General features: G+C 72.7%; 21 protein-coding genes and 1 tRNA gene. 5 read left to right on the top strand and 17 right to left on the bottom strand.

All coding sequences use genetic code 11. The features are described 5' to 3' along the window. Nucleotides 1-60 precede the first annotated feature (60 nt). Nucleotides 61-1,830 (top strand): hypothetical protein, encoded by a 1,770-nt coding sequence (locus tag ACOJV7_RS04085; RefSeq protein WP_420188869.1) that lies wholly within the window; start codon nucleotides 61-63, stop codon nucleotides 1,828-1,830. Nucleotides 1,831-1,962: 132 nt separating this feature from the next. Here ACOJV7_RS04085 and ACOJV7_RS04090 read toward each other — a convergent pair whose 3' ends face one another. Then, nucleotides 1,963-2,919, bottom strand: a complete 957-nt coding sequence (locus ACOJV7_RS04090) for a helix-turn-helix domain-containing protein (RefSeq protein ID WP_420188870.1) — start codon at nucleotides 2,917-2,919, stop codon at nucleotides 1,963-1,965. Nucleotides 2,920-3,009: 90 nt separating this feature from the next. Between ACOJV7_RS04090 and ACOJV7_RS04095 the strand changes: the two genes are divergently transcribed. Continuing rightward, entirely contained in the window at nucleotides 3,010-3,207 is a 198-nt protein-coding gene (locus ACOJV7_RS04095; RefSeq protein WP_420188871.1) for a hypothetical protein, read from the top strand. 106 nt (nucleotides 3,208-3,313) lie between these two features. On the opposite strand, the gene ACOJV7_RS04100 is transcribed toward ACOJV7_RS04095, so the two are convergent. From ACOJV7_RS04100 to ACOJV7_RS04115, 4 genes are read right to left on the bottom strand one after another with little or no spacing between them, the layout of a single operon-like run. After that, a complete protein-coding gene (locus tag ACOJV7_RS04100) occupies nucleotides 3,314-4,429 on the bottom strand; it encodes an XdhC family protein (protein ID WP_420188872.1) in 1,116 nt (371 codons plus the stop codon). Further along, on the bottom strand, nucleotides 4,422-5,552 hold the full coding sequence (locus ACOJV7_RS04105; RefSeq protein WP_420188873.1) for a vWA domain-containing protein: 1,131 nt from the start codon (nucleotides 5,550-5,552) through the stop codon (nucleotides 4,422-4,424). The genes ACOJV7_RS04100 and ACOJV7_RS04105 overlap by 8 nt, the downstream gene beginning before the upstream one ends. A 4-nt stretch (nucleotides 5,553-5,556) precedes the next feature. Continuing rightward, nucleotides 5,557-6,447 (bottom strand): AAA family ATPase, encoded by an 891-nt coding sequence (locus ACOJV7_RS04110; RefSeq protein WP_420188874.1) that lies wholly within the window; start codon nucleotides 6,445-6,447, stop codon nucleotides 5,557-5,559. A gap of 25 nt (nucleotides 6,448-6,472) precedes the next feature. Then, a complete protein-coding gene (locus ACOJV7_RS04115) occupies nucleotides 6,473-7,057 on the bottom strand; it encodes a nucleotidyltransferase family protein (protein ID WP_420188875.1) in 585 nt (194 codons plus the stop codon). A 112-nt stretch (nucleotides 7,058-7,169) separates the two neighbouring features. Between ACOJV7_RS04115 and ACOJV7_RS04120 the strand changes: the two genes are divergently transcribed. Continuing rightward, nucleotides 7,170-8,303, top strand: a complete 1,134-nt coding sequence (locus ACOJV7_RS04120) for an alcohol dehydrogenase catalytic domain-containing protein (RefSeq protein WP_420188876.1) — start codon at nucleotides 7,170-7,172, stop codon at nucleotides 8,301-8,303. Nucleotides 8,304-8,372: 69 nt separating this feature from the next. Here the strand turns inward: ACOJV7_RS04120 and ACOJV7_RS04125 are convergent, their stop codons facing one another. Both ACOJV7_RS04125 and ACOJV7_RS04130 read right to left on the bottom strand, forming a co-directional pair. Further along, nucleotides 8,373-9,122 (bottom strand): ZIP family metal transporter, encoded by a 750-nt coding sequence (locus tag ACOJV7_RS04125; RefSeq protein ID WP_420188877.1) that lies wholly within the window; start codon nucleotides 9,120-9,122, stop codon nucleotides 8,373-8,375. 131 nt (nucleotides 9,123-9,253) lie between these two features. After that, nucleotides 9,254-9,337, bottom strand: a tRNA-Tyr gene (locus ACOJV7_RS04130). Between the two features lie 86 nt (nucleotides 9,338-9,423). Here ACOJV7_RS04130 and ACOJV7_RS04135 point away from each other — a divergent pair. Then, nucleotides 9,424-9,918: a YajQ family cyclic di-GMP-binding protein gene (locus ACOJV7_RS04135; protein ID WP_420188878.1), complete on the top strand. Its 495-nt coding sequence runs from the start codon at nucleotides 9,424-9,426 to the stop codon at nucleotides 9,916-9,918. A gap of 251 nt (nucleotides 9,919-10,169) precedes the next feature. Then, nucleotides 10,170-11,057, top strand: a complete 888-nt coding sequence (locus ACOJV7_RS04140; protein ID WP_420188879.1) for an SGNH/GDSL hydrolase family protein — start codon at nucleotides 10,170-10,172, stop codon at nucleotides 11,055-11,057. A gap of 256 nt (nucleotides 11,058-11,313) precedes the next feature. Here the strand turns inward: ACOJV7_RS04140 and pepN are convergent, their stop codons facing one another. The 10 genes from pepN to ACOJV7_RS04190 form a co-directional block, all read right to left on the bottom strand. Next, nucleotides 11,314-13,776, bottom strand: a complete 2,463-nt coding sequence (gene pepN, locus ACOJV7_RS04145; protein WP_420188880.1) for an aminopeptidase N — start codon at nucleotides 13,774-13,776, stop codon at nucleotides 11,314-11,316. Nucleotides 13,777-13,863: 87 nt separating this feature from the next. Further along, nucleotides 13,864-14,430, bottom strand: a complete 567-nt coding sequence (locus tag ACOJV7_RS04150) for an NADPH-dependent FMN reductase (protein ID WP_420190371.1) — start codon at nucleotides 14,428-14,430, stop codon at nucleotides 13,864-13,866. Nucleotides 14,431-14,518: 88 nt separating this feature from the next. Further along, the gene (gene htpX / locus ACOJV7_RS04155; protein ID WP_420188881.1) at nucleotides 14,519-15,409 is read right to left on the bottom strand and encodes a zinc metalloprotease HtpX; all 891 of its coding nucleotides are present in this window, start codon (nucleotides 15,407-15,409) and stop codon (nucleotides 14,519-14,521) included. Nucleotides 15,410-15,455: 46 nt separating this feature from the next. Next, complete coding sequence (locus ACOJV7_RS04160) at nucleotides 15,456-16,907, bottom strand: proton-conducting transporter transmembrane domain-containing protein (protein WP_420188882.1); 1,452 nt, start codon at nucleotides 16,905-16,907, stop codon at nucleotides 15,456-15,458. Beyond that, nucleotides 16,904-18,439 carry a complex I subunit 4 family protein gene (locus ACOJV7_RS04165; RefSeq protein WP_420188883.1) on the bottom strand — a complete coding sequence of 512 codons (1,536 nt, stop codon included), beginning with the start codon at nucleotides 18,437-18,439 and terminating at the stop codon, nucleotides 16,904-16,906. The genes ACOJV7_RS04160 and ACOJV7_RS04165 overlap by 4 nt, the downstream gene beginning before the upstream one ends. After that, nucleotides 18,430-20,331 (bottom strand): NADH-quinone oxidoreductase subunit 5 family protein, encoded by a 1,902-nt coding sequence (locus tag ACOJV7_RS04170; protein ID WP_420188884.1) that lies wholly within the window; start codon nucleotides 20,329-20,331, stop codon nucleotides 18,430-18,432. The genes ACOJV7_RS04165 and ACOJV7_RS04170 overlap by 10 nt, the downstream gene beginning before the upstream one ends. Continuing rightward, nucleotides 20,328-20,684 carry an NADH-quinone oxidoreductase subunit NuoK gene (gene nuoK, locus ACOJV7_RS04175; RefSeq protein ID WP_420188885.1) on the bottom strand — a complete coding sequence of 119 codons (357 nt, stop codon included), beginning with the start codon at nucleotides 20,682-20,684 and terminating at the stop codon, nucleotides 20,328-20,330. The genes ACOJV7_RS04170 and nuoK overlap by 4 nt, the downstream gene beginning before the upstream one ends. Continuing rightward, nucleotides 20,681-21,202 (bottom strand): NADH-quinone oxidoreductase subunit J family protein, encoded by a 522-nt coding sequence (locus tag ACOJV7_RS04180; protein ID WP_420188886.1) that lies wholly within the window; start codon nucleotides 21,200-21,202, stop codon nucleotides 20,681-20,683. Before ACOJV7_RS04180 ends, nuoK begins: the two co-directional genes overlap by 4 nt. Beyond that, nucleotides 21,199-21,807: a 4Fe-4S binding protein gene (locus ACOJV7_RS04185; RefSeq protein WP_420188887.1), complete on the bottom strand. Its 609-nt coding sequence runs from the start codon at nucleotides 21,805-21,807 to the stop codon at nucleotides 21,199-21,201. Before ACOJV7_RS04185 ends, ACOJV7_RS04180 begins: the two co-directional genes overlap by 4 nt. Next, entirely contained in the window at nucleotides 21,804-22,760 is a 957-nt protein-coding gene (locus tag ACOJV7_RS04190) for a complex I subunit 1/NuoH family protein (RefSeq protein ID WP_420188888.1), read from the bottom strand. Before ACOJV7_RS04190 ends, ACOJV7_RS04185 begins: the two co-directional genes overlap by 4 nt. Nucleotides 22,761-22,865: the final 105 nt, after the last annotated feature.

Consider the following 22,865-nt stretch of genomic DNA (forward strand, 5'->3'; position numbering starts at 1 on the left):
ACCGCCATGCCGCTCGTCGGGGGACGGGCAGCGGTCGCCCGACACAGGAGGGGAAACATCATGAGCTCACCAGCTCAGGCGCGCCGACGCGCCTGTCTCACGGGCGGCGCCGCACTCGCGGTCGCCGCTCTCGTCGTGCCCACGGCCGTGGCGGGGTCGTCGTCGGGGAGCCTCCCCAACGGCGCCGCGCTCGCCGTGGGAGTCACGTCGCCGGTCGACGGCGACTCGTTCCTCGTGCCGGAGGGCGCGGGCACCGTCGACGTGCCCCTGTCGGGTACCGCCAGCATCGCGACCGGCGCACCGAGCACGAGCTGGATCTATGTCGTGGACCTGTCGTTCAGCACGAGCCAGGCGTGTGACGCGAGCAGGTCGATCCTCACCTGCGAGAAGGTCGCGGTGAAGGGCCTCAACGACCTCGTTGTCACCGATGGCTCCGCGCTCGAGAGCGGCGTCGCCGCGTTCGGCGAGAACGGCGTCACCGCCGACATGCAGGCCGCGGCGGGCGACCAGCGCTTCACCTCGCCCTCCTCCGCCGAGGTGAACACCGTCGTGGACTCCCTCGTCGACGGAGGGGTCGGCCAGTTCACCGCGAAGGCCGTGGGCAACGACGGGACGAACTTCGCCGCCGGGCTCCAGGCCGCCAACACTCTCGTGCAGGCGGCTTCGGGCACGCAGGTCAACGTCGTCTTCCTCTCCGACGGCGTCTCGAACCTCGGCACGCTGGCGGCGTTCAACACCGCCCTCACGGCGGTCTCGAGTGACGCGACGATCTATCCGTTCGCCGTCGGCGGCGGCAGCTCGTGCAGCGGTGGCACCGCCGGCACGCTCGCGCAGATGGCGACTGCGAGCGGCACGACCTGCTTCGCCGTCCCCGACCCGGCCAAGCTGCCGGACGTCATCAAGAACGTCACGGCGACGACCCTCACCGGTCTCACCGTCACGCTCGACGGCAGCCCGGTGACCGCGACGACGAGCACCGCCCTGCCGACCGCCGGACCTGCGGGCATCACGTGGACGGCACCCGGCAACGACCTCGCTCCGGGCCTGCACGGGGTGTGTGCGACCGCGACCGGCACCGGCCCGGCGAGCGACCCGACGGCCACCGGTTCGGTGACGCGCTGCGAGAGCTTCTCGGTCTTCGGCTTCGCGCTCACCCCGCCGACGGCGACGAACGAGCTCGGCAATGACGACACGCACACCGTGACCGCGACGGTCACCGGACCGGCCTCCGACCTCGGCGGCCACCCGGTGGACTTCTCGGTCTCGGCCGGACCCAACGCCGGTGACGCGGGGACCTGTGCCCCCGCCTCCTGCGAGACCGACGCGTCCGGGGTCGTGACGTTCACCTACACCGTGCCGAAGGAGCCGGCCTCGCTCGGCACCGACACCATCTCGGCGACTGCCTCCATCAACGGAGGCGAGACGAGCCGCTCGGTCTCGAAGCTGTGGCGCGACACCACGCCTCCCGTCGCGCGCTGCGTCGAGTCGACCAACCCCGGCGGCCACGTGCCGGGCGCCCCGGGCAACGGCGGGCAGGGCCAGAACCAGGACGGCTACTACCGCCTCGTCGCCACCGACGACGTGTGGCCGGACGCCGACCTCGACCTCTTCGTCAAGGACTCGGGGAGCTCGACGACGTGGGGTCCGTTCGGTGTCGACACCGACATCAAGTACGTCGAGGCCAACGGCGCGACGCCGACCCAGAAGCCGGGCAGCGGCGCCGTCGAGTGGAACCTCAAGGGTCGTGGCGACGCCGAGGTCTGGGCCGTCGACGGGTCGGGCAACCGCTCCACCTCGGTGATGTGCCTCGTGCCGAACGCGCCGAAGTGACGCACTGACCCCTTGCGTCCGCAGCTGTGGTGGCCCTGGGCCCCACAGTTGCGGACGCAAGCAGGTGTGCGGGTGGTGCGTCCGGCAAGGTGACGGCCTGGCCCACCAGCGTTGCGGACGCAAGCAGGCGGTTCAGGCCGGCGAGCGGTGCCGCGTCCGGAAGACGGTCGGCGTGAGCCCGGTGCACTGCGAGAAGTGGTGGCGCAGCAGCGCGGCCGACCCGAACCCGACGTCACCCGCGATCTGCTCGATGGACAGGTCGGTCTCCTCGAGCAGCTCGCGCGCTCGCAGCACCCGCTGGTCGGTGACCCACTGGTGCGGCGTCGTGCCCGTCTCGGCGACGAAGCGCCGGGCGAACGTCCGCGACGACATCGCCGCCCGCCGGGCCAACGCAGACACGGTGTGCGCCTCGTCGAGGTGCTCGAGCATCCACTGCAGCACCGGCCCCAGGCTGTCGGCCTCGGTGACCGGCACCGGCCGGTCGATGAACTGACGCTGCCCGCCGTCGCGGTGCGGGGAGACCACCATGCGGCGGGCGATGCGGTTGGCGACCGCTCCCCCGTGCTCGCTGCGCACGAGGTGCAGGCACGCGTCGATGCCTGCGGCGGTGCCCGCACTCGTGATGACACTGCCGTCGTGGGCATAGAGGACGTCGGGGTTGACCCGCGCCAGCGGGTAGTCCGCGGCCAGCCGGTCGGTGTGCATCCAGTGCGTCGTGCACTCGCGCCCGTCGAGCACCCCCGCCGCAGCAAGCGTGAACGCACCCGAGCAGACCGAGAGGACGTGCGCGCCCCGGTCGACCGCGTCGCGCACCACCTGCTTCACCGCCTCCGACGGCGTGTATGCCGTCGGGCTGGCCGGGATCGCGACGAGGTCGACGTCCGCGGTCGCCTCCAAACCGTGGCTCGCGGTGACGGAGACACCCGCGTCGGTCGTCAACGGCGTCCCGGGGTCCTCGGCGCAGACCCGGAAGTCGAACGGCGGCACGCCGTCGTCGGTGCGGTCCATGCCGAACACCTCGGACAGCACCCCGAACTCGAAGAGCGCGACGGGATCCTGGAGCACGACGGCGACGGAACGCAGGGCCATTGCTGCAGGATGACAGGTTGGCAGCATTTTGTGCAAGGGGGGCAGTCCTGCCACTCGTGGCAGGATGTGGTCGGGCATCAAACTTGTGCCATGAGCACATTCCTTGCAGACATCGCCCCCGTCCTCCCCGCGCTCATCCTCGCCGCCCTCTTCGTCTGGGCGCTCGAGCGGAGCAACCGTCGCCAGCAGACCGCCCCCTGGTCCGACGACTTCCGCCACCACGTCGACTCCGACGCCGACGTCCGCCGCATCGTCCACGACCTCGACGCCTACGACCGCGCGGCCTGAGCTCGCCGGCAACCCGCCGGCGACCTCGCCCGCAACCTCGCCGGCAACCAGCCGCGACCATCAGCACGGCACAACCTCAGGCCAGCGAGCGGCGGGGCCCGTCCTCTCAGGGGTGGATCGGGCCCTGCCGCTCGCTCAACCGGTCGCCGGCGCCACCCCAGCGCAGCGCGACGATCTCGGCCGCGATCGACACCGCCGTCTCCTGCGGGGTCCGGCCGCCGAGGTCGAGCCCGATCGGCGACGACAGCCGCGACAGCTCGACCTCGGTGAGCCCCGCCTCGCGTAGGTGGCGCATTCGGTCCTCGTGCGTTCGCCGTGAGCCCATCGCGCCGACATAGGCCACCGCGGGCAGGCGCAGCGCCACCTCGAGCAGCGGCACGTCGAACTTCGGGTCGTGGGTGAGCACGCACAGCACCGTGCGCCCGTCGACCCGACCCGCCGCCGCCTCGTCGCGCAGGTAGGTGTGCGGCCACGACACGACGACCTCGTCCGCCGCCGGCAGCCGCGCTGGCGTCGCGAAGAGCGGGCGCGCGTCGCACACCGTGACGGCATACCCGAGGAAGGCGCCCATCTCGGCGACCGCCGCCGCGAAGTCGATGGCACCGAAGACGATCATCCGCGGCTTCGGTGCGTACGAGGCGACGAAGACTCGCAGCCCCTCGCCACGCCGCTCCCCCTGCGGCCCGTAGGTGAGCGTCTCGGTCGTGCCGTGGTCGAGCAGGCCGCGGGCGTCGTCGGTGACGGCGGCGTCGGCCCGGTCGAGACCGAGGCTGCCCGAGACCGAGTTCGGGCGCACGACGAGCCGCCGGCCGACCCACTCCCGGTCCGGGTGTGCGACGACGGTCGCGACCGCCACCGGCCGCCCGGCCGCGATGTCGTCGGCGACCTCGCCGAGCTCGGGGAACGACTCCCGGGTCACCCTCTCGACGAAGACGTCGAGCTCACCCCCGCACGTGAGCCCCACCGCGTATGCCGTGTCGTCCGAGACGCCGTAGTGCGCGAGCTGCGGTGTGGCAGAGGCCAGAACGTCCTGTCCGACGTCGTGGACGGCACCCTCGACGCAGCCACCGGAGACCGAGCCGACGACCGTGCCGTCGGGTCCGACGAGCATCGACGCCCCCGGTGGCCGCGGCGACGACGAGAAGGTGTCGACGACCGTCGCCATGGCGACCGGCTGACCCGCCTCCCACCAGGCTCGCAGCTCGCGCAGGACCTCACGCATCGGCCACCACGTCCAGCAGGTCGGCGAACGCGGCCATCGAGTGGCCCGCGACGAAGGAGTCGACGTGCGGCAGGGCGGCGACGATGCCCTGCTGCACCGGCTCGTAGGCGTCGAGGCCGCGGTGGGGGTTCGCCCAGACGACGTGGTGCGCGAGCGCGTGCAGCCGTCGCATCTGCTCGGCGAGGCCCTCGGGGGCGCCCCGCTCCCAGCCGTCGCTCACGAGGACGACGACGGCGCCGCGCGCCATCCCTCGCCGACCCCAGAGGTCGAGGAACGCCTTGAGCCCGTCGGCCAGACGCGTGCCGCCGGACCAGTCGGGGATGGTGCGCCCGGCCGCGACGAGGGCACGGTCGGGGTCGCGCTGGTGCAGGGCCGCGGTGACGTGGGTGAGGCGGGTGCCGAGGGTGAAGACCTCGACCGGTCCGGCCGAGCGGCACCAGGCGTGGGCGAGGCGGAGCAGGGAGTCGGCGTAGGCGCTCATCGACCCCGACACGTCGATCAGGACGACGACCCGGCGTGGGCGCTCGGCCCGCGTGCGCCACCGCACCGGGCCGGGCTCACCGTGGCGGCGGACCATCCCGCGCATCGTCGCGCGGGCGTCGAGGCGGCCACGCGGCGCAGCGACCCGGCGGTGCGTGCGCCGCTGCGGCGGGCGCGGCCTCAGGCCGGCGAACATCCGGGCGAGTGCGGCGCGTTCGCGGGCCGACATCGTGGCAATGTCCCTGTGCCGCAGCACTTCCGACGCGCTCGCTCGGGCACGCACGTCATCGGCTTCAGGCTCTTCCGGCTCGATGCCAGAGCCGTCGTCGTCGCGCCCATCCCGGCCGTCGCGCAGGTCGGCCATCGAGGCCGGCGGCCGCGTGGACGGCGCGCGACGCGCAGCAGCGGGGCGCTCGGCACCGAACCACACGGCATACACGAGGTCGTAGCGCTCGAGGTCGGCAGGCGAGCCGCAGAGCGTGGCCCGCCCGACGGCATACACGGCGGCGCGGTCCTCGAGGCCCACGGTGGCGACGGCGAGGAGCCAGGTGCGCTCCCGGTCGGCGGTGACGGGGACGCCGGCGGCACGCAGGGCACGTGCGAAGCCGAGGAGCACCTCCTCCGGGGCACGGGTGGCGGTCATGGCGTCACCGGGCGAGGATCCGGTCGAGCGAGGCGCGGACGCGGTCGGCGTCCTCGCGGTACTTCACGGCGACGCCGAGGGAGGCCGCGGCCGAGGCGGTGTCGAGGTCGCGCACCCCGAGCTCGTGCAGCGCCCGCGCCCAGTCGAGGGTCTCGGCGACGCCGGGCGGCTTGACGAGCTCGCTGTCGTCGCGGACCCCGTGGACTGCGCGCACGACCTGCTCCGCCAGCGCCTCGGCGACCTCGGGTGCGCGCGAGCGCACGATCGCGAGCTCCCGCTCGAGAGAGGGGTGCTCGAGCCAGTGGTAGAGACAGCGGCGCTTGAGCGCGTCGTGGACCTCGCGGGTGCGGTTGGAGGTGAGGACGACGAGCGGCGGGACTGTCGCGCGCACCGTGCCGAGCTCGGGGATGCTCACCTGCCAGGTCGAGAGGACCTCGAGGAGGAAGGCCTCGAACTCGTCGTCGGCGCGGTCGATCTCGTCGACGAGGAGCACGGCGGGGGCCTCGCGCAGGGCCCGGAGGATGGGGCGCGCGACGAGGAAGCGCTCCTCGAAGAGCCCGGCCTCGACCTCGTCGAGCGAGCCGGCGCCGTCGACGGCCTCGACGGCGCGCAGGTGGAGGATCTGGCGCGGGAAGTCCCAGTCGTAGAGCGCCTGGCTCGCGTCGATGCCCTCGTGGCACTGGAGCCTGATGAGGGGCAAGCGGGCAGCGGCGGCGAGCGCCTCGGCGAGCGCGGTCTTCCCGGTGCCGGGCTCGCCCTCGAGGAGCAGCGGGCGCGAGAGCCGGGTGGCGAGCCAGGCGATCGTCGCGAGATCGTCGTCGACGAGGTAGCCGGTGGCCTCGAGCTCGGCGCGCAGGTCGGCTGCGGTGGTGGTGCTCCCGGGGGCGAGGTCCATACCGTGCATCGTCACATGGACGGCCTCAGACGTCAGCGGGCCGGTCGATGTCGCGTCCGGTGGCGAGGTCGGCGCACTCGACGAGGCGCGGCTGCTGCGAGGCGAGGTAGTCGCGGGCGCCGTGGTCGCCGACCGCGCTCTCGCTCACCGCCTTCCAGTGCTCGCGCCCGAGGATGACCGGGTGACCCGGGACCCCCTTGTATGCCGCCCGCACGAGGACGTCGGCCAGGTCATCGCCCGCGGCCGCGAGCATCCGGGCGTGCACGTCGGCTCCCACGTCGGGTAGGTCCACGAGCATGAGCAGCACCGCATCGGCGTCCGTGGCATCGACGGCCTCGAGCCCGCGGCGCAGCGAGGCGCCCATGCCCTCGTCCCAGTCCGCGGCCTCGACGACGAGGCCGCCCGCGTGCTCCGCATGCACGGTCACGCTCGCGGCGGCCGACCCGACGACGACGTGCACGTCGACGACGCCGGCGTCGTGCAGTCGGTCGATTGCCATCTCGACAAGCGACGAGCCGGACGGCGACAGCTGCAGCAGGGCCTTGGGCCCGCCCATGCGCCGCCCCGCCCCCGCTGCCAGCACCAGGCCCGCTACCCCGCCGTCCGTCATCCGCACACTGTGCCATCGGTCCCCGGCCCGGCGCTCCCCAGCCTTCGGGCCGGACCCGCGTGAACAATGGGCACCATCCGACCGACCCCGATGGACCAGACGGAAGGCACCGATGACCACCACGACGACGGCCGCGGTGCTGCGCCGGTCGACCGACGAGCTGCCCTTCGCGGAGTCTGCGCCGCTCTCGGTCGAGGAGGTCGTGCTCGACGGACCTGGACCCGGCGAGGTCCTCATGCGGATCGCCGCTGCGGGCCTGTGCCACTCCGACCTGTCGGTGGTCAACGGCGACCGGCCGCGACCGCTGCCGATGGTGCTCGGCCACGAGGCCGCGGGCGTCGTCGAGGAGGTCGGCGCCGGGGTCACCGACGTGGCGCCGGGTGACCGGGTCGTCTGCTCCTACGTGCCGTCGTGCGGCACCTGCGCCGAGTGCGCCGCCGGCCACCCCGTCCGGTGCGCCGACGCCCAGGCCGCCAACCGCGAGGCCCGGCTCGTCACCAGGCGCCGACCGTTCCGCGACGCGTCCGGCGCCGAGCTGCACCACCACCTCGGCGTCTCGGCCTTCTCCGAGCTCACCATCGTCTCGCCGCGCTCGCTCGTGCCCGTGCCCGACGAGATGCCGCTCGAGCTCGCCGCGGTCTTCGGGTGCGCCGTCCTCACCGGGGCGGGCGCAGTGCTCAACACCGCCGCGGTGCGCCCGGGTGACTCCGTCGCCGTCGTCGGGCTCGGCGGGGTCGGCATCTCGGCCGTCATGGCCGCGGCCCTCGCTGGCGCCCACCCCGTCATCGCCGTCGACACGGTCGAGTCCAAGCTCACGTCGGCTCTCGCCGTCGGGGCCACCCACGGCGTCCTCGCGGGCGAGTCCGCCGTCGAGGAGGTCCGCGAGCTCACCGCGGGCGGGGTCACCGTGGCTGTCGAGGCGGCCGGGCACCCCGCCGCCCTGGCCACGGCCTATGCCGCCGCCGGGGTCGGCGGACGCGTCGTCGTCGCCGGGCTCCCCCACCCGCGCCACACCGTCGACGTGCCGATCGCGAGCCTCGTCGGCGAGGAGAAGTCGATCCTCGGCTCCTACATGGGCTCAGCCGTGCCGCGCCGCGACCTGCCACGCCTCTTCGACCTGTATGCCGCGGGGCTGCTGCCCGCGGACGCCCTCGTCACCTCGCGCTCGGTGCCGCTCGACGACGTCAACGCCGCGCTCGACCGGCTGCACTCGGGCACCGAGGTCCGCCAGCTCCTCGTGCCCTGACCCCCGGTCCGCCGCGGCCGACTCAGCCGTGGCCGACTCAGCCCGTGGCCGGCTCGGCTCGTGGCCGACTCAGCCGTGGCTGATGACGAAGGCGGAGAGGAAGCCCACGGTCGCGGCGAGCCCGGCATACAGGTGGGTCTTCTCGAACGCCTCGGGGATCATCGTGTCGGCGACCATCGCGAGGATCGCCCCGGCCGCGAGCGCCGTGATCGCCGCGACGGTCTCGGGTGAGGCGCCCTCGAACACGACCACGCCGAGCAGGCCCGCGAGGCCGCTGGCGAGCGCGATACCGCCCCAGACACCGAAGACGTAGCCGGCGCTGCGGTGCGACGCCTTCATCCCGGCCGCGCTCGACAGGCCCTCGGGCAGGTTGGAGAGGAAGATCGCGACGAGCACCGCGACGCCCACGCCCTCGCCGGTGAGCAGCGTCAGCCCGAGGACGATCGATTCCGGGATGCCGTCGAGCAGGGCGCCCACGGCGATGGCGGCGCCGCTGCCGGGCGTCTCGTCCTCGGACCCCTGGATCTCGTGCGAGCGCTTGCGATGCCGGGCGCCGCGCTTGGCGAGGAGGACGTTGGCGCCGACATAGACGAGCGCGCCCGCGAGGAAGCCGGCGGCGGTCGGCACGAGCCCGCCGGTGCGCTCGGCCTCGTCGACGAGGTCGAAGGACAGCGCCGAGATGAGGACGCCGGCACCGAACGCCATGATCGTCGCGACGACGCGCTGCGGCACCCGGACGAACCACGCCACCGCGGCGCCGATGACGAGCGCGCCTCCCGCGAGCAGGCCCCACAGGCCCGCCTGCGCCCACACCGGCATGCGTACCTCCGTCGTCGCGTCGCCTCACATCACCGTCAGGTCATGCATACCGGATCGGTCACGGGCACGGTCCACAAGGCGCACGACGAAGGCCCCCGACCGGCATACCGGTCAGGGGCCTTCCTCAGCACTGGTGGCGGGTGAAGGATTCGAACCTTCGTAGCTTTCGCGATGGATTTACAGTCCACTCCCATTGGCCGCTCGGGCAACCCGCCGTGCGCGTGGAAGGATAGCAAGCCAACCGTGCAACAACGAAACCGTGCCCCCGCACACCCTCGGGGCACCCGAACGAGGAGGATCCGTGGCCGACAGCTCCATGGACATCGTGAGCAACTACGACAAGCAGGAGATCGCCAACGCGGTCAACGCTGCGGCCAAGGAGGTCGCCAACCGCTACGACTTCAAGAACGTCGGCGCCAAGGTCGAGCTGTCCGGTGACTCCATCTCGATGCAGGCCAACTCCGAGGAGCGCTGCCTCGCCGTCCTCGACGTCGTCCAGACCTGGCTCGTCAAGCGCAAGGTCTCGCTCAAGCACCTCGACGTCCCCGAGGCCGGCCCGCGTCTATCGGGCAAGGAGTACAAGCTCGACGTGCCGCTCAAGCAGGGCATCTCGACCGAGAACGCCAAGAAGATCAACAAGCTCATCCGCGACGAGGGCCCCAAGGGTGTGAAGTCGCAGATCCAAGGCGACGAGCTCCGCGTCTCGAGCAAGTCGCGCGACGACCTCCAGGCGGTCCAGCGGATGCTCAACGGCGCCGACCTCGACGTCGCGCTGCAGTACACCAACTACCGCTGAGCGCCCAGGGGCGACAGCTTTTGCTCCCCCTGCGGGAACCTTGAGGGTCCGGACGGAACATTTTCGTCCGGACCCTCACCCTTTCCTCCGGACCGCACGGGTATGCCGTCCACACACGCCGGTATGCCGTCCGCCCCCGCCGGTATGCCGTCCGCCCCCGTGATATGCGCAACCTCCCGGCCTGCATGGCCGCACTTTTGTGGTTACCTGAAGGTAGCCAGAGATGTGCCCGCCGAACAACGGAGTTCAGGATGCGCCGCCCCACTGTCGCCCTCGCTGCCCTCGCCAGCGCCACCACCCTCGCCCTTGGCATCGCCGCGCCCGCGCTCGCGGCGCCCGGCGCCGTGTCCGCCACTGCGCCGCGGGTCGCCGACGGCCCCTACGTCGCGCTCGGCGACAGCTTCTCCGCCGGCGCCGGGATCCTGCCACTCAGCGCGACCGCCAACCCGCAGTGCAGCCAGGCCGCGGTCAACTACCCGCACCTCCTCGCGCAACGCACCGGCCGCGCCCTCACCGACGTGACGTGCAGCGGTGCCGACACGACCGACTTCACCCAGTCGCAGCACCCGGGCGTCGCCCCGCAGCTCGACGCCGTGACCGCGGACGCCCGCCTCGTCACCATCGGCATCGGCGGCAACGACTCGAGCGTCTTCACGAGCATCATCCAGCAGTGCGCGACGGCCGGCCTGACGACGCTCGGCCAGGGCAGCCCGTGCAAGGACACCTACGGCTCGTCCTACGCCGACACCGTCCGGACCAAGACCTACCCCGCCGTCCGCGCGGCCATCGCCGCCGCCAAGGCCCGAGCGCCCAAGGCGCGGATCGTCGTGCCGGGCTACCCGCAGATCCTGCCGCCGACGGTCGGTTGCTACGCGACGATGCCGATCGCCGCCGGCGACGTGCCCTACGTCAACGGCATCGAGCAGGTCCTCAACGCCGCTCTCAAGCAGGCCGCGGCCGACAACGGCGCGACCTTCGTCGACATGTGGACCCCGTCGGCCGGGCGCGACGCCTGCCAGCTGCCGTGGGTCCGCTGGATCGAGCCGCTGGGCGCGTCGCTCAACTACGTGCCGGTGCACCCCAACGCCGCCGGTGAGCGCGCCTACGCCGACCAGATCCAGGCCCGCGTCGGCCTCTGACCACGCCCCTTGACCGCATCGGTTCGAGCCGGAGTGACGCCTCGCGGGAGTCATCCGCCTCGCGGCTGCGCCCTCGCCATGGTGCTCTCCCGGGTCGAGAACCTATAGGTGTTCATACGCACCTATCGGTTATCGACCCGGGACGAACCCATGACCGTCGAAGGAGAGTCGCGCGGCGATAGGTGCATGCGGCGACTCGTCCCCTCGTGTGCCTGGGCTGCGCCGATGGCTCTCACTCAGAGCACGAGGCGAGGGTTCAGCTCCAGCGGGAGCGTGAGGCCAGCGCCTCCTCGAGCTTGCTCAGCTCGTCGGCCATCGACCTGCGCACGCCCCAGGGCACGTCCTCGCGCCCGAGCGCGCCCCGGACAAGCGACACGGTCTCGGGCTCGACGACGCGCGACGGGAAGGCCAGCGTCGCCACGCGGTCGAGCGCGTCGGCGCCGACCCACTCGGCGAGGCGAGGGATGTCGGTGACGTAGCGGCCGGCATACGGTCGCAGGTCGTCGACGGAGCCGCTCGACCACAGACCGGTCGCGAGGGCGTTGAGCTCGTAGTTGGAGCGCTCGCGGTTCGTCGTGATCTCCGACCACGCCCACGCCTTCTCGTCGGCGCCGGGCCGGGCAGCGCGGGCCGAGAGGCCGGCGAGGCGGCCGGAGAGCGTCGTGTCGGCGGCCTCGGCGTCGGCGAGGAGCGCGTCGTCGGCGAGCCCGAGGCGGGCCATCGTCTGCACGACGGCCCAACGGAAGTCGGTGTCGCCCTCGAGCCCCTCGGGCAGCGACCGGCCGGAGACCCACGCACCGAGCCGGTCCTCGTCGGTCGTCGTCGCCGCGAGGACGCGGGCGGCGACGAGTGCGCGGTCCGAACCCGGGTCCGCCGCGTCGAAGGCCGTGAGCGCGGCGTCGGCGATGCGGCTGCGCGCCTCGTCGGCAACGGCCTCCGGCAGGAACTGGGGCACGATCCGGTCGGTGAAGGCCATCGCGACGCGGGCCATGAGCGCGTCGTGCGGCTCGCGCGGCCACACCGACGTGAACACGTCGAGCGCCACGCGGGGGTCGACGGTCGCGCGGTAGACACCGGTGAGCACGCCGCCCCACAGCACCGTCCGAGGGGTCGCGTCCTCGACGAGCGGAAGCTCGCGCGGCAGTGCGGCCAGCGTTGACTCGTCGAGGTCGACCTGGGCCCAGGTGAGGTCGCCGGCGTTGGGAAGGAGGAGGGCGGCACCGGTGTCGACGCCGTCGACCTCGGCCTCGTCGCGGTCGAGGGTGAACGTCGTGCGGAAGACCTCGCTGCCCTCGCTGAAGCCGGCCACGTCAAGGGCGTGGGGCCGATCGGCGGGGTGCTCGTCCGGAGTCGTGCGTCGCAGCGTGCCCTCGCGGTCGAGCGCGAGGACGTCGACACCCGCGGTCTCGAGCCACGCCTTGCTCCAGGCGTCGAGCTCGACGCCCGCGGCCTGCTCCATCGCCGCGAGGAACTCGGACAGCTCGCCGTTGCCGTGGGCGTGCGAGCGGAGGTATGCCGTCACGCCGGCGTTGAAGGCCTCCTCACCGATGTGCGCCACGAGCTGGCGGAGCACCGAGGCGCCCTTGGCATAGGAGATGCCGTCGAAGTTCGCGAGGGCGCTCTGGGCGTCCGGCGCGGGTGAGCCGGCGACCGGGTGCGTCGAGGGGGCGCGCTCGGCGGCGTAGCCCCACTGCTTGCGGACGATCCCGAACTCGACCCAGCTGTCGGTGAACTCGGTCGCGCGCGACGTCGCGGTGTAGGCCATGAACTCGGCGAACGACTCGTTGAGCCAGAGGTCGTCCCACCACCGCATCGTCACGAGGTCGCCGAACCACATGTGGGCCATCTCGTGGGCGATGGTGTTGCTGCGCTGGAGCACCTGCTCGCGGGTCGCCGCGCCGCGGAAGAGCATCGGGTCGCGGAACGTCACGCAGCCGGGGTTCTCCATCGCACCCGCGTTGAACTCGGGGACGAAGACCTGGTCGTAGTCGCCGAAGGGATAGCGGACGTCGAAGGTGCGGTGGTAGTGGTCGAAGCTCTGCTTGGTCACCTCGAACATCTGCGGGGCGTGGCGCTCGAGCTCGCCCTGCAGCGACCGTCGGGCGTGGATGCCGAGCGGGATGCCGTCGTGCTCGTCGTGCACCGAGACGTAGGGACCGGCGCAGACGGTGACGAAGTAGGTCGCGAGCGGCAGGGTCTCGCTCAGCTCCCACTCCCCCGCGCCGGTCTGCGCCGCGCGACCGTTGCCGAGGACGACCCACTCCTCCGGCGCCCGAACGGTCACGGCATACGGCGCCTTGAGGTTCGGCTGGTCGAAGCAGGCGAAGACCGTGGGGGCCGCGTCGAGGAAGAGGTGGCCGTAGACGTAGTCCTCGCCGTCGGCGGGGTCGGTGCTGCGGTGCAGTCCCTGGCCGTCGCGCGAGAACGCCATCGTCGCCGTGACCTCGACGGTGTTGTCGGCGGCGAGGCCCTCGAGCGGCAGACGTCCGTCGACCACGGCGCCGGGCTCGATGCGCGTCCCGTTGAGCTCGATCGCCTCGACGCTCACGGCCCGCAGGTCGAGGAAGGTCTGCGCACCAGGAGTGCTGCAGGAGAACCGGATCCGCGTGGTCGAGCTGAAGTGCTCGGCGCCCCGGTCGAGGTCGAGGTCGACCTCCATGCGGGTCACGGTGATGAGCTGCGCCCGCTGCCGGGCTTCGTCGCGAGTCAGAGATGGCACGCCGCGATGGTGTCACACACCACACGGCCGCCGCAGGGCCGCCGTGGGTGGCTGTCGGTCGCCGCGCGGTGTCGCCCCAGGCGCCGCTCAGTCGCGCGGGAGGACGGTGAGGACGCGCTCGACGTGGTCGCGGAACTCGGTCATGAAGGTGCGCAGGAACTCCCTGCTCTCCTCGTCGGTGACCTCGCCGCTCGGGAGGTAGACCTCCGGGTCGAAGTGGATGTAGGCCTCGGGCGCCGTCATCTGCCGGGCGTTGCAGTAGCTGAGGATCGAGCGCAGCGGCTGCTGCCCGACGGCCGTGCCGATGGCGCCGACCGAGGCGCCGATGACAGCTGCCGGGATGTGGTCGAAGGAGTTCTGGCCCCATGGGCGCGAAGCCCAGTCGATGGCGTTCTTGAGGGCGCCGGGGATCGAGCGGTTGTACTCCGGGGTGATGAAGAGCAGCGCGTCGGAGTCCGCGATCGCCTGCTTGAGCGCCGTCGCCTCCGCCGGGTAGTCGTCGTCGAGGTCGCGGTTGTAGAGCGGCAGGTCCTTGATCGGGATCTCATGGAACTCGAGGTCGTCGGGCGCGACGGCGATGAGGCACTGGCTCAGCACCCGGTTGATCGACTCCTTGGACAGGCTCCCGATGAGATATCCGACCTTGTGCGCCATGACGACCTCCTGACGTGCGACGGCCCGGGTCCGGACCACGTCTTCAACCGTGTCACGGACCCGGGCCGTCGGCCGGGCTGGAGCCCGGTCAGTTCGGGCGGTAGCCGGTCGCCATGCCCTGAAGGCGGGCGATGCGGTCGGCCATCGGCGGGTGGGTCGCCATGAGCCGTGAGATGTCCTGCGCGCGGAACGGGTTGGCGATCATCATGTGGCTCGCGTTGACGAGGTCCTTGGTCGGTGCGAGAGGGGCGCGCGAGACACCGGCCTCGAGCTTGGCAAGCGCCGACGCCAGCGCGAGCGGGTCGCCGGTGAGCGTGGCACCGTCCTCGTCGGCGTCGTACTCACGGGTGCGCGAGATCGCGAGCTGGATGAACATCGCGGCGATCGGGGCAAGGAAGGCCATGGCGAGCCCGGCGATGGCGCCACCGGGGTTGTCGTTGTCGCGGTTGCCGCCGCCGAACATCGCGCTGAACGAGAGCATCTGGCCGACGGTGCTGATGACACCGGCGATGGCCGCGGCGACCGACCCGGTGAGGATGTCCCGGTTGTAGACGTGCATGAGCTCGTGCCCGAGGACGCCACGCAGCTCGCGCTCGTCGAGGAGCTGGAGGATGCCCTGCGTGCAGCAGACCGCGGCGTTCTGCGGGTTGCGACCGGTGGCGAACGCGTTGGGCGCCTCGGTCGGCGAGACGTAGAGCCGCGGCATCGGCTGCCCGGCCTTCGTCGACAGCTCGCGCACGATCCGGTACATCCCCGGCGCCTCGGCCTCGCTCACAGGGAACGCATGCATCGCCTTGATGGCGAGCTTGTCGCTGTTCCAGTAGGAGTAGAACGTCATGGCGACGCCGATGAGGGCAAAGATGAGGATGAACGCGCTGTTGTTGAAGTAGATGCTCGCGGCCCAGCCGAGGGCGAGCAGCAGTCCGAAGATCGCTCCGAAGAGCCCGGCGGTCTTCAGGCCGTTGAAGTGGTTGTGCATGTCTCCTCCAACGTTCGAGCCGTGCGGAAACGTTCCGCGACAACCGTCATGACACGAGCCCGACGAGCAGCTGCGGGAGCACGCTCGTCACGACGAGGACGGCGGCACCGGCCACGGCGACCGCGATGCTCGCCCGCCGCCGCACCGGCCGGGCCGGAGCCGCTCCGTCGGGGTCGCCGAAGAGCACCGCGAACCACCGCACGTAGACCGCGATGCCGAGCACCGCCGCCACGACGGCGACGACCGCGACCGGCCACAGCCCGGCCGAGACAGCCGGGCGCAGCGCGACGACCTTGGCAACGAGGCCGATGACGCCGGGCGGGAGTCCGGCGAGGACGAGCAGGGCGAGCGCGAGCGTCCCGCCCGCGACCGGGTCCCGACGCAGCAACCCTTGGTATGCCGTGAGCTCCCGGCCGTCCTCGACTCGCCACCCGTGGACCGCGCGGACCGCGGCGAACGCGACGAGGCTGGCGACGGCATACACGACCGCGTAGGCCGCGGCAGCCTGACGGCCGGCGACGGTGAGGGCGGTGAGCGGCAGGAGGATCCAGCCCGCCTGCGCGACGGTCGACCAGGCGAGGAGGCGCACGACCTCGGTCTGGCGCAGCGCCATGACCGTGCCGACGAGCATCGACGCGACGGTGAGCACGACGAGGGCAGCCACGACGACGTGCGGGCCGCGGGAGCGACCGACGACCGCCTCGTAGGGCGCAAGGACGACGACGAGGGCACCGACGGCGGCGAGCTTCGAGGCCGACGCGAGCAGGGCCGACACGGGCAGCGGGCCCGAGGTGAGGGTCGTCGGCGTCCACGCGTGGAAGGGCACGGCCGACAGCTTGAAGGCAAGACCGGCGATCAGGACGACGGTGGCGAGACCAGCGAGGGTGCGCTGCTCCGGCACCTCCCACGCCGCGGCAAGCGAGGAGCCGGTGAGCGTGGGGTCGCCGGTCGCGGTGACCCAGAGAGCCGTGCCCAGGACGAGCAGCCCGAAGGAGACGAGCGCGGCCGTGAGGAGGGTGAGGGCGCCGTGGGCGGCGGCCCGGCGTTCGCGCCACGCGACGAGGGCGATGACGGGCAGGGTCGCGAGCTCGAGGGTGACGAGCCACGTGCCGAGGTCCCGCGCCGCCACGACGGCCGCAGCGCCGCTCGCCGACGCGAGCAGCAGGACGACCTCGACGACACTTACTCGGCGCACGGACACGAGGGCGAGGACAGCGAGGGTCGCCAGCAGCGCGGCGACCTGGAGGGTGCTCCCGAGCGGGCTGCCGTCCCACATGCACCGTCCGTCGGGGGCGGCGGTGCAGAGGGTGAGGCGGGGCTCGGAGGTGACGAGCCCGGGCACGGCCGCGACCGCTCCGCCGAGGAGCCCGAGCGCACCGATGACGGGAGCGGCGAGACGGGTGCGAGGCGCGAGCGCGTCGACGAGGAGGACGAGCACCATCGCGGCGACGGGCAGGAGCGCGGGCAGGAGGAGTGCCCACTGGGTGTCGAGGATCACCGGCCACCTCCGACGAGGGTGGTCACGGCGTCGGCCGTCACCGAGAAGACGACCCACGGCGCGACGCCGATGACGACGACGGCGGCGCCGAGCACGGCCATGACGCCGAGCTCTACTGAGCGGGCGTCGGGCGTCTGCGCAACGGCGAACTCGAGCTCGTCGTCGGCGACCCGCTCCCCCACCCAGACGATGCGGGCGACGCGCAGCGAGTAGGCCGCGGCGAGCGCCGCCCCGACGGCCGCGATGACGACGCAGGTGCGCAGGATGCCTGTGTGCTGGGCCGGGTTCCACGCGGCGAGGAGGGCGACGAGCTCGCCCCAGAAGCCGGCGAGACCGGGCAGCCCGAGGCCGGCGGCGAGGCCGAGGATGAGGGCGAACCCGAGCCGTGGTGACGCCTCGCGCAGGGCGGGCCTGACGACGGCCAGGTCGACCGAGCCCCAGCGGTGCTTGAGACCGCCGACGATGACGAAGAGGAGCGCGGAGATGACGCCGTGGGCGATGTTGCCGATGAGCGCGGCCTGCACGCCGGTCTCCGTGCCCGAGGCGAGGCCGAGGACGACGAAGCCCATGTGCGCCACCGATGAATAGGCGATGAGCCGCTTGAGGTCGCGTTCGACGAGGCAGATGAGCCCACCCCAGAGGATGCCGACGACGCCGGCGATCGCGAGCACCGGTGCGATGCGGGCGAACCCGTCGGGGACGTTGGCCAGCGGCAGCCGGACGAGACCGTAGGTGCCGAGCTTGAGGAGGACCGCGGCGAGGAGCACCGACCCGGCGGTCGGTGCGGTCGTGTGCGCGGCCGGCAGCCAGGTGTGCAGCGGGAAGACCGGCACCTTGACGGCGAGCCCGATCGTGAGCAGCAGTGCCACGAGGGTCTGCTCGCCCGTCCCGAGAGCCGCGGCCGCGGCAGGCAGCTCGCCGAGGTCGGCGGTGCCCGCGCGGGTGACGAGCAAGAGGATGCCGACGAGCATGAGGGTCGAGCCGACGGCGGTGTAGAGGATGAACCGGGCCGAGGCGTCGGCGCGGGCCCTCGCGCTGTGCGGGTCGCCGTAGCGCGCGATGAGCACCCACATCGGCACGAGGACGACCTCGAAGGCGAGGAAGAAGAGGACCGCGTCTCGCGCGGCGAACGCGGCGAAGGCGCCGGCGACGACGAGGAGCAGGCAGCCGAGGTAGGTCGCGGCGCTGCCACGGACGCTGCCCCTCCCGTCGCTCCCGCCACCACCGGATGCGTCCAGCCACGGCCGCTCCACCCAGGCGTGCGCGACGACGAGCACGCCGATGACGGCGGTGAGGACGACGAGCGGCGCGCTCACGCCGTCGACCTCGAAGTGCCACCGCACGCCGAGGTCGGGGATCCACGCGCGGTCGACGACCGGACGCATGACGGTGGCCGTGACGGCCGCGAGACCACCGACGACAGCAGCGACGAGGGCCACGGTCCGCGCCGTCGCCGACGGCAGGGCGCGCCCGCCGGTGACGAGCCAGAGCCCGACGGCGCCCGGCACGAGGAGCATGAGGATCAGCGCCACGCGAGCACCGCCGTCCCGGCCGCGACGAGGAGCCCGAGGGCGACGAGCGCGACGCCACCGGAGGCCGCCTCGCGCCGGTGCCCGCGCTCCGAGAGCCAGCCGGCGATGCCCGCCGAGGCCGCCGCACCCCGCACGTAGCCGTCGACGACCTCGCGGTCGAGGAAGGCGACGACCCGGGCCAGTCCCAGCACCGGCTCGGCGACACCCCGCCGGTATGCCGTGTCGAACCCGAGCCCGCGGTCGGCCAGCGCGCGCTGGCGCGGGGTGCGGACGAAGGAGTCGCGCGGGTCGTCCTGGCCCCGGGCCAGCCACGTGATGCCACCGCCGATGAGGATGAGCAGCGCGGTGAGCACCATCCACCAGACCGACGTGCCGTGGATGTCGAAGAGACCCGTGAGCAGCACGAGCCCGCCGACGACCGACAGCACGGTGAGGAGGGCGAGGACCGCGAGGACGGGGGCGGACGGCATACGGGCGTCGTCGTCGAGCGACTCGCCGTCCGGCAGGGCGGCAGTGACGACGAGGTGGGCGCGGGTCGCGTAGGCCGCGGTGAGGACGACGGTGACGAGGAGCGCGGCGAGGACGATGACGCCCGGACCGCCGGCGCCGATCGCGCCCTCGTAGGCCGTCGCGATGACGTGCTCCTTGGAGAGCCCGCCGACGACGAAGGGGGCGCCGGCGAGCGCGAGCAGGCCGAAGAGCCACGCGACGCGCGCGAGCTGGTGCACCGCCGCGCTGCCGCGCAGGGCACGCGCGAGAGTCGAGCCGGCGACGACCGAGAGCCAGCCGATCGTGAGGAAGAGCAGCGACTTGAAGATCGCGTGCGACCAGAGGTGGAAGAGGGCAGGGTCGGGCCCGATGAGCGCATTCGTCGTCGCGAGCGCCGAGAGCATGATCGCCACCTGGCTCACCGTCGACCACGCGAGCAGGCGCTTGAGGTCGGACTGGCCGAGGGCGAGGACGGCGGCACCGACCATCGTCACGGCGCTCGAGAGCCCGAGCAGCCAGCGCGCCCCGTCGGCGAGGACGAGGACCTCGAAGAGCTGGGCGAGAACGACCGTGCCGGCCGCGACCATCGTTGCCGCGTGGATGAGGGCGGATGCGGGCGTCGGGCCCTCCATCGCGTCGGGCAGCCAGTCCTGGAAGGGGAACTGCGCCGACTTGCCGAGGACGCCGATGACGAGGAGCGAGAGCAGGAGCGAGCGGAGCCACGGCTCTGGCGGGGCGACGCAGGCGGCGGCGGCCTGGGTCACGGTGTCGACACAGCCGCCGCCGGTGTGCGACCAGAAGGCGACGACCGTGTCGAGACCCGTCGAGCCGGCGCCGGCGCTGAGCCCGACGACGCCGAGGACGAAACCGATGTCGGCGACGCGCGTGACGAGGAATGCCTTGTATGCCGCGCGGCGGGCGGACTCCTTGCGCGACCAGTGGCCGATGAGGAGGTAGGAGCACCAGCCCATGACCTCCCACCCGACGAGGGTGAGGACGAGGTCGCGAGCGTGGACGACGAGCATCATCGCGGCGGTGAAGAGCGAGACGGTGGCGGCGAACGCGGCGAGGCGGTCGTCCTCGGCGAGGTACCAGCGGGTGAAGACGAGGACAGCGGCGGCGACGAGGGCGACGACGGCCGCGACGGCCGCGGTCGCAGGCCCGGTTCCCAGCTGCAGCGGCATCTCGATCGAGCCGACCCGAGGCGGCGGTCGGAGGCCCAAGAAGATCGTGCCGCGCGACGGCGCGACGGTCATGCCCACGACCGCGACCACGACGCACACGAGCGCCGCGCCCGTGGCGACGAGGGTGGCGAGCGCCGGCGTGCGGCGCAGCGCGAGCGTCGCGACGGCGGCGACGGCCGGGATCCACACGAGCAGGTGGGCGACCCAGAGCGCGCTCACACCCGCTCACCCCCTGCCCTCTCCCGCGACTCATCCAGCGGCCCGTCCTGCGGCGCACCCAGGGGTTCGTCGAGGTCGATCGAGCCGCGCAGCCGGAAGGCGGTGAGGATGACGGCGAGGGCGACAACGACCTCGGCCGCGGCGATGGTGATGACGAAGAGCGGCAGGACGCTCGAGGCCTCCCACCGCGACCCCGACGTGGCACCCGACGCGACGAGGAGGACGAGCGATCCCGAGAGGATGAGCTCGACGCCGATGAGGAGCAGGACGGCGTTGCGGCGCACGAGCACCCCCATGACGCCGAGGCCGACGAGGAGTGCGGCGACGACGTAGGGACCGGCGAGGTGGATCACGCGGCCCCCTCACCGGACGAGCCGTCACGGCCGCTGCGCGAGACCGCGAGGGCGGCGACGAGGGCGGCGAGCAGCAGAACCGAGAGCGCCTCGAACGGCCACACCCACGTACCGAAGAGCTCGGTCGCGACGGCCGCGTTGGTGACCTCCCGGCGCTCGACCGCGTCCCCGGCGAGCGGCAGGAGCGCGGTGAGGAGCAGGGCCGTCGTCGCGGCGCCGGCGAGCCCCGCGAGCACCTGGCGCCACCACGGCACCGCGTGCGCCCGGTCCGGACCGATCGGGGCTCGGGTGAGCATGAGCGCGAAGAGGACGAGCACGACGATCGCGCCGACGTAGACGAGCACGAGCACGAGGGCGACGAGCTCGTGGCCGAGCACGAGCAGGCACCCCGCGACGCCGAGCAGCGCGACGACGAGCCACAGGGCGGCGTGCACCACCTGCCGCGTCGTCACCGCGAGCAGGCCGGCGACGACGGCCAGGGCTCCGCACGCGGCGAACGCGAGGTCGAGTGACGTCATGCGCCCGCGCCACCCGGACCACCCGCACCGGCCCCGCCCCGCGGTGGGCGCTGCACCCGGGCGGGCTTGTTGGCGGCGGCGACCTCGGCAGGCTCGGCGGCGCGCTCGTCGGGCGCGGGCGGCGGCGGCACCGTCTCCATCCACCCGCCGAGCCGCTCCTTGTCGTGGAGGAGGTCGCGGATGTCGGTCTCGGCGTACTCGAACTGCGGGCTCCAGAAGAGCGCGTCGAAGGGGCACACCTCGATGCAGATGCCGCAGTACATGCAGAGCGAGAAGTCGATCGAGAAGTTGTCGAGGACGTTGCGCTGGCGGTCGCGTCCGCCCTCGGTCGTCGCCGGGATCGTCTCCTTGTGCGAGTCGATGTAGATGCACCAGTCGGGGCACTCGCGCGCGCAGAGCATGCAGCTCGTGCAGTTCTCCTCGAGGAGCGCGATGACGCCGCGGCTGCGCGGTGGCAGGTCGGGCGCGACGTCGGGGTACTCGTGCGTGTGTGTCCTGCGCGTGGCGGTCTTCGCGGTCGTCGCAAGACCCTTGAGTATGCCGGGCAGCATGCCCTTGCTCGCCGCCCTGCCGCCCGTGCGGCTCGGGTCGTCGGGTCCGGTCATGAGGTCACCACCACTCCGATTCCGGTGAGCGCCAGCTGGACCAGCGCCATGGGCAGGAGGATGAGCCAGGCGAGCCGCTGCAGCTGGTCCTCGCGCATCCGGGGCCACGCGACCCGGAACCAGATGACGAGGACCGCCACGACGAAACCCTTGAGCAGCGTCCAGAGCCAGCCGAGCTGCTCGTCGAACGGTCCGCGCCACCCACCGAGCCAGAGCACGGCGAAGAGGAGCGAGAAGACGACGATGCCGGCGTACTCGGCGAGGAGGAAGAAGGCGAACCGCAGCCCGGTGTACTCGGTCCACGGACCCATGACGAGCTCGGCATCGGCGATGGGCATGTCGAAAGGTGGGCGCTGGAGCTCGGCGAGCGCGGCGACGAGGAACACGATCGCGCCGGGCAGCTGCCACAGCAGCCACCACGGGCTCCACGCCTCGACGATGCCGGTGAGGCTGAGGGTCCCCGCGGCGAGGCAGGCGGAGGCGACGGCAAGCACGAGCGGCAGCTCGTAGGACACGAGCTGGGCGGCGGAGCGCAGCGCGCCGAGGAGGGCGTACTTGTTGGCGCTCGCCCAGCCGGCCATGAGCGTGCCGAGGGCGCCGACGCTCGTCGCGGCGAGGATGAGGACCGCACTCGCCGGGACCTCGACCCCGGCGACCCCCGACTGCAGCGGGAGCGCAGCCATCGCGAGCAGGTACGGCACGAGCGCGACGAACGGCGCGACGCGAAAGATCGTCCGGTCGGCGGCACGCGGGGTGATGTCCTCCTTCTGGGCGAACTTGACCCCGTCGGCGACGAGCTGGGCCCACCCGTGGAAGCCACCGGCATACATCGGCCCCAGGCGACCCTGCATGTGCGCCATGAGCTTGTGCTCGGTCTGGCCGACGAGGAGCGGGAGCACGAGGAAGGCGGCCAGCACGGCCACCGACCTCACCACGACCTCCAGCGCGCTCATCGTGGGCAGCCTAGTTGGGACCGGCTCGCCGTGGTGGGTGCCGCCGGTCCGCGGCATTTCGCCGATCGGCAGACAGCCGGAACCGGCGGCGGGACCATGTATCCG

The organism is Knoellia tibetensis, assembly GCF_048606415.1.
Lineage (GTDB): Bacteria > Actinomycetota > Actinomycetes > Actinomycetales > Dermatophilaceae > Knoellia > Knoellia tibetensis.

Excerpts from the sequence above, each read along its gene's own strand:
- ACOJV7_RS04180 (WP_420188886.1), bottom strand. The coding sequence starts at position 21,202 with ATGACGTCACTCGACCTCGCGTTCGCCGCGTGCGGAGCCCTGGCCGTC.
- htpX (WP_420188881.1), bottom strand. The coding sequence starts at position 15,409 with ATGCACAACCACTTCAACGGCCTGAAGACCGCCGGGCTCTTCGGAGCG.
- ACOJV7_RS04140 (WP_420188879.1), top strand. The coding sequence starts at position 10,170 with ATGCGCCGCCCCACTGTCGCCCTCGCTGCCCTCGCCAGCGCCACCACC.
- ACOJV7_RS04110 (WP_420188874.1), bottom strand. The coding sequence starts at position 6,447 with ATGGACCTCGCCCCCGGGAGCACCACCACCGCAGCCGACCTGCGCGCC.
- ACOJV7_RS04100 (WP_420188872.1), bottom strand. The coding sequence starts at position 4,429 with ATGCGTGAGGTCCTGCGCGAGCTGCGAGCCTGGTGGGAGGCGGGTCAG.
- ACOJV7_RS04090 (WP_420188870.1), bottom strand. The coding sequence starts at position 2,919 with ATGGCCCTGCGTTCCGTCGCCGTCGTGCTCCAGGATCCCGTCGCGCTC.
- ACOJV7_RS04190 (WP_420188888.1), bottom strand. The coding sequence starts at position 22,760 with ATGAGCGCGCTGGAGGTCGTGGTGAGGTCGGTGGCCGTGCTGGCCGCC.
- ACOJV7_RS04105 (WP_420188873.1), bottom strand. The coding sequence starts at position 5,552 with ATGACCGCCACCCGTGCCCCGGAGGAGGTGCTCCTCGGCTTCGCACGT.
- ACOJV7_RS04120 (WP_420188876.1), top strand. The coding sequence starts at position 7,170 with ATGACCACCACGACGACGGCCGCGGTGCTGCGCCGGTCGACCGACGAG.
- ACOJV7_RS04185 (WP_420188887.1), bottom strand. The coding sequence starts at position 21,807 with ATGACCGGACCCGACGACCCGAGCCGCACGGGCGGCAGGGCGGCGAGC.
- ACOJV7_RS04150 (WP_420190371.1), bottom strand. The coding sequence starts at position 14,430 with ATGGCGCACAAGGTCGGATATCTCATCGGGAGCCTGTCCAAGGAGTCG.
- ACOJV7_RS04115 (WP_420188875.1), bottom strand. The coding sequence starts at position 7,057 with ATGACGGACGGCGGGGTAGCGGGCCTGGTGCTGGCAGCGGGGGCGGGG.
- ACOJV7_RS04125 (WP_420188877.1), bottom strand. The coding sequence starts at position 9,122 with ATGCCGGTGTGGGCGCAGGCGGGCCTGTGGGGCCTGCTCGCGGGAGGC.
- ACOJV7_RS04085 (WP_420188869.1), top strand. The coding sequence starts at position 61 with ATGAGCTCACCAGCTCAGGCGCGCCGACGCGCCTGTCTCACGGGCGGC.
- ACOJV7_RS04095 (WP_420188871.1), top strand. The coding sequence starts at position 3,010 with ATGAGCACATTCCTTGCAGACATCGCCCCCGTCCTCCCCGCGCTCATC.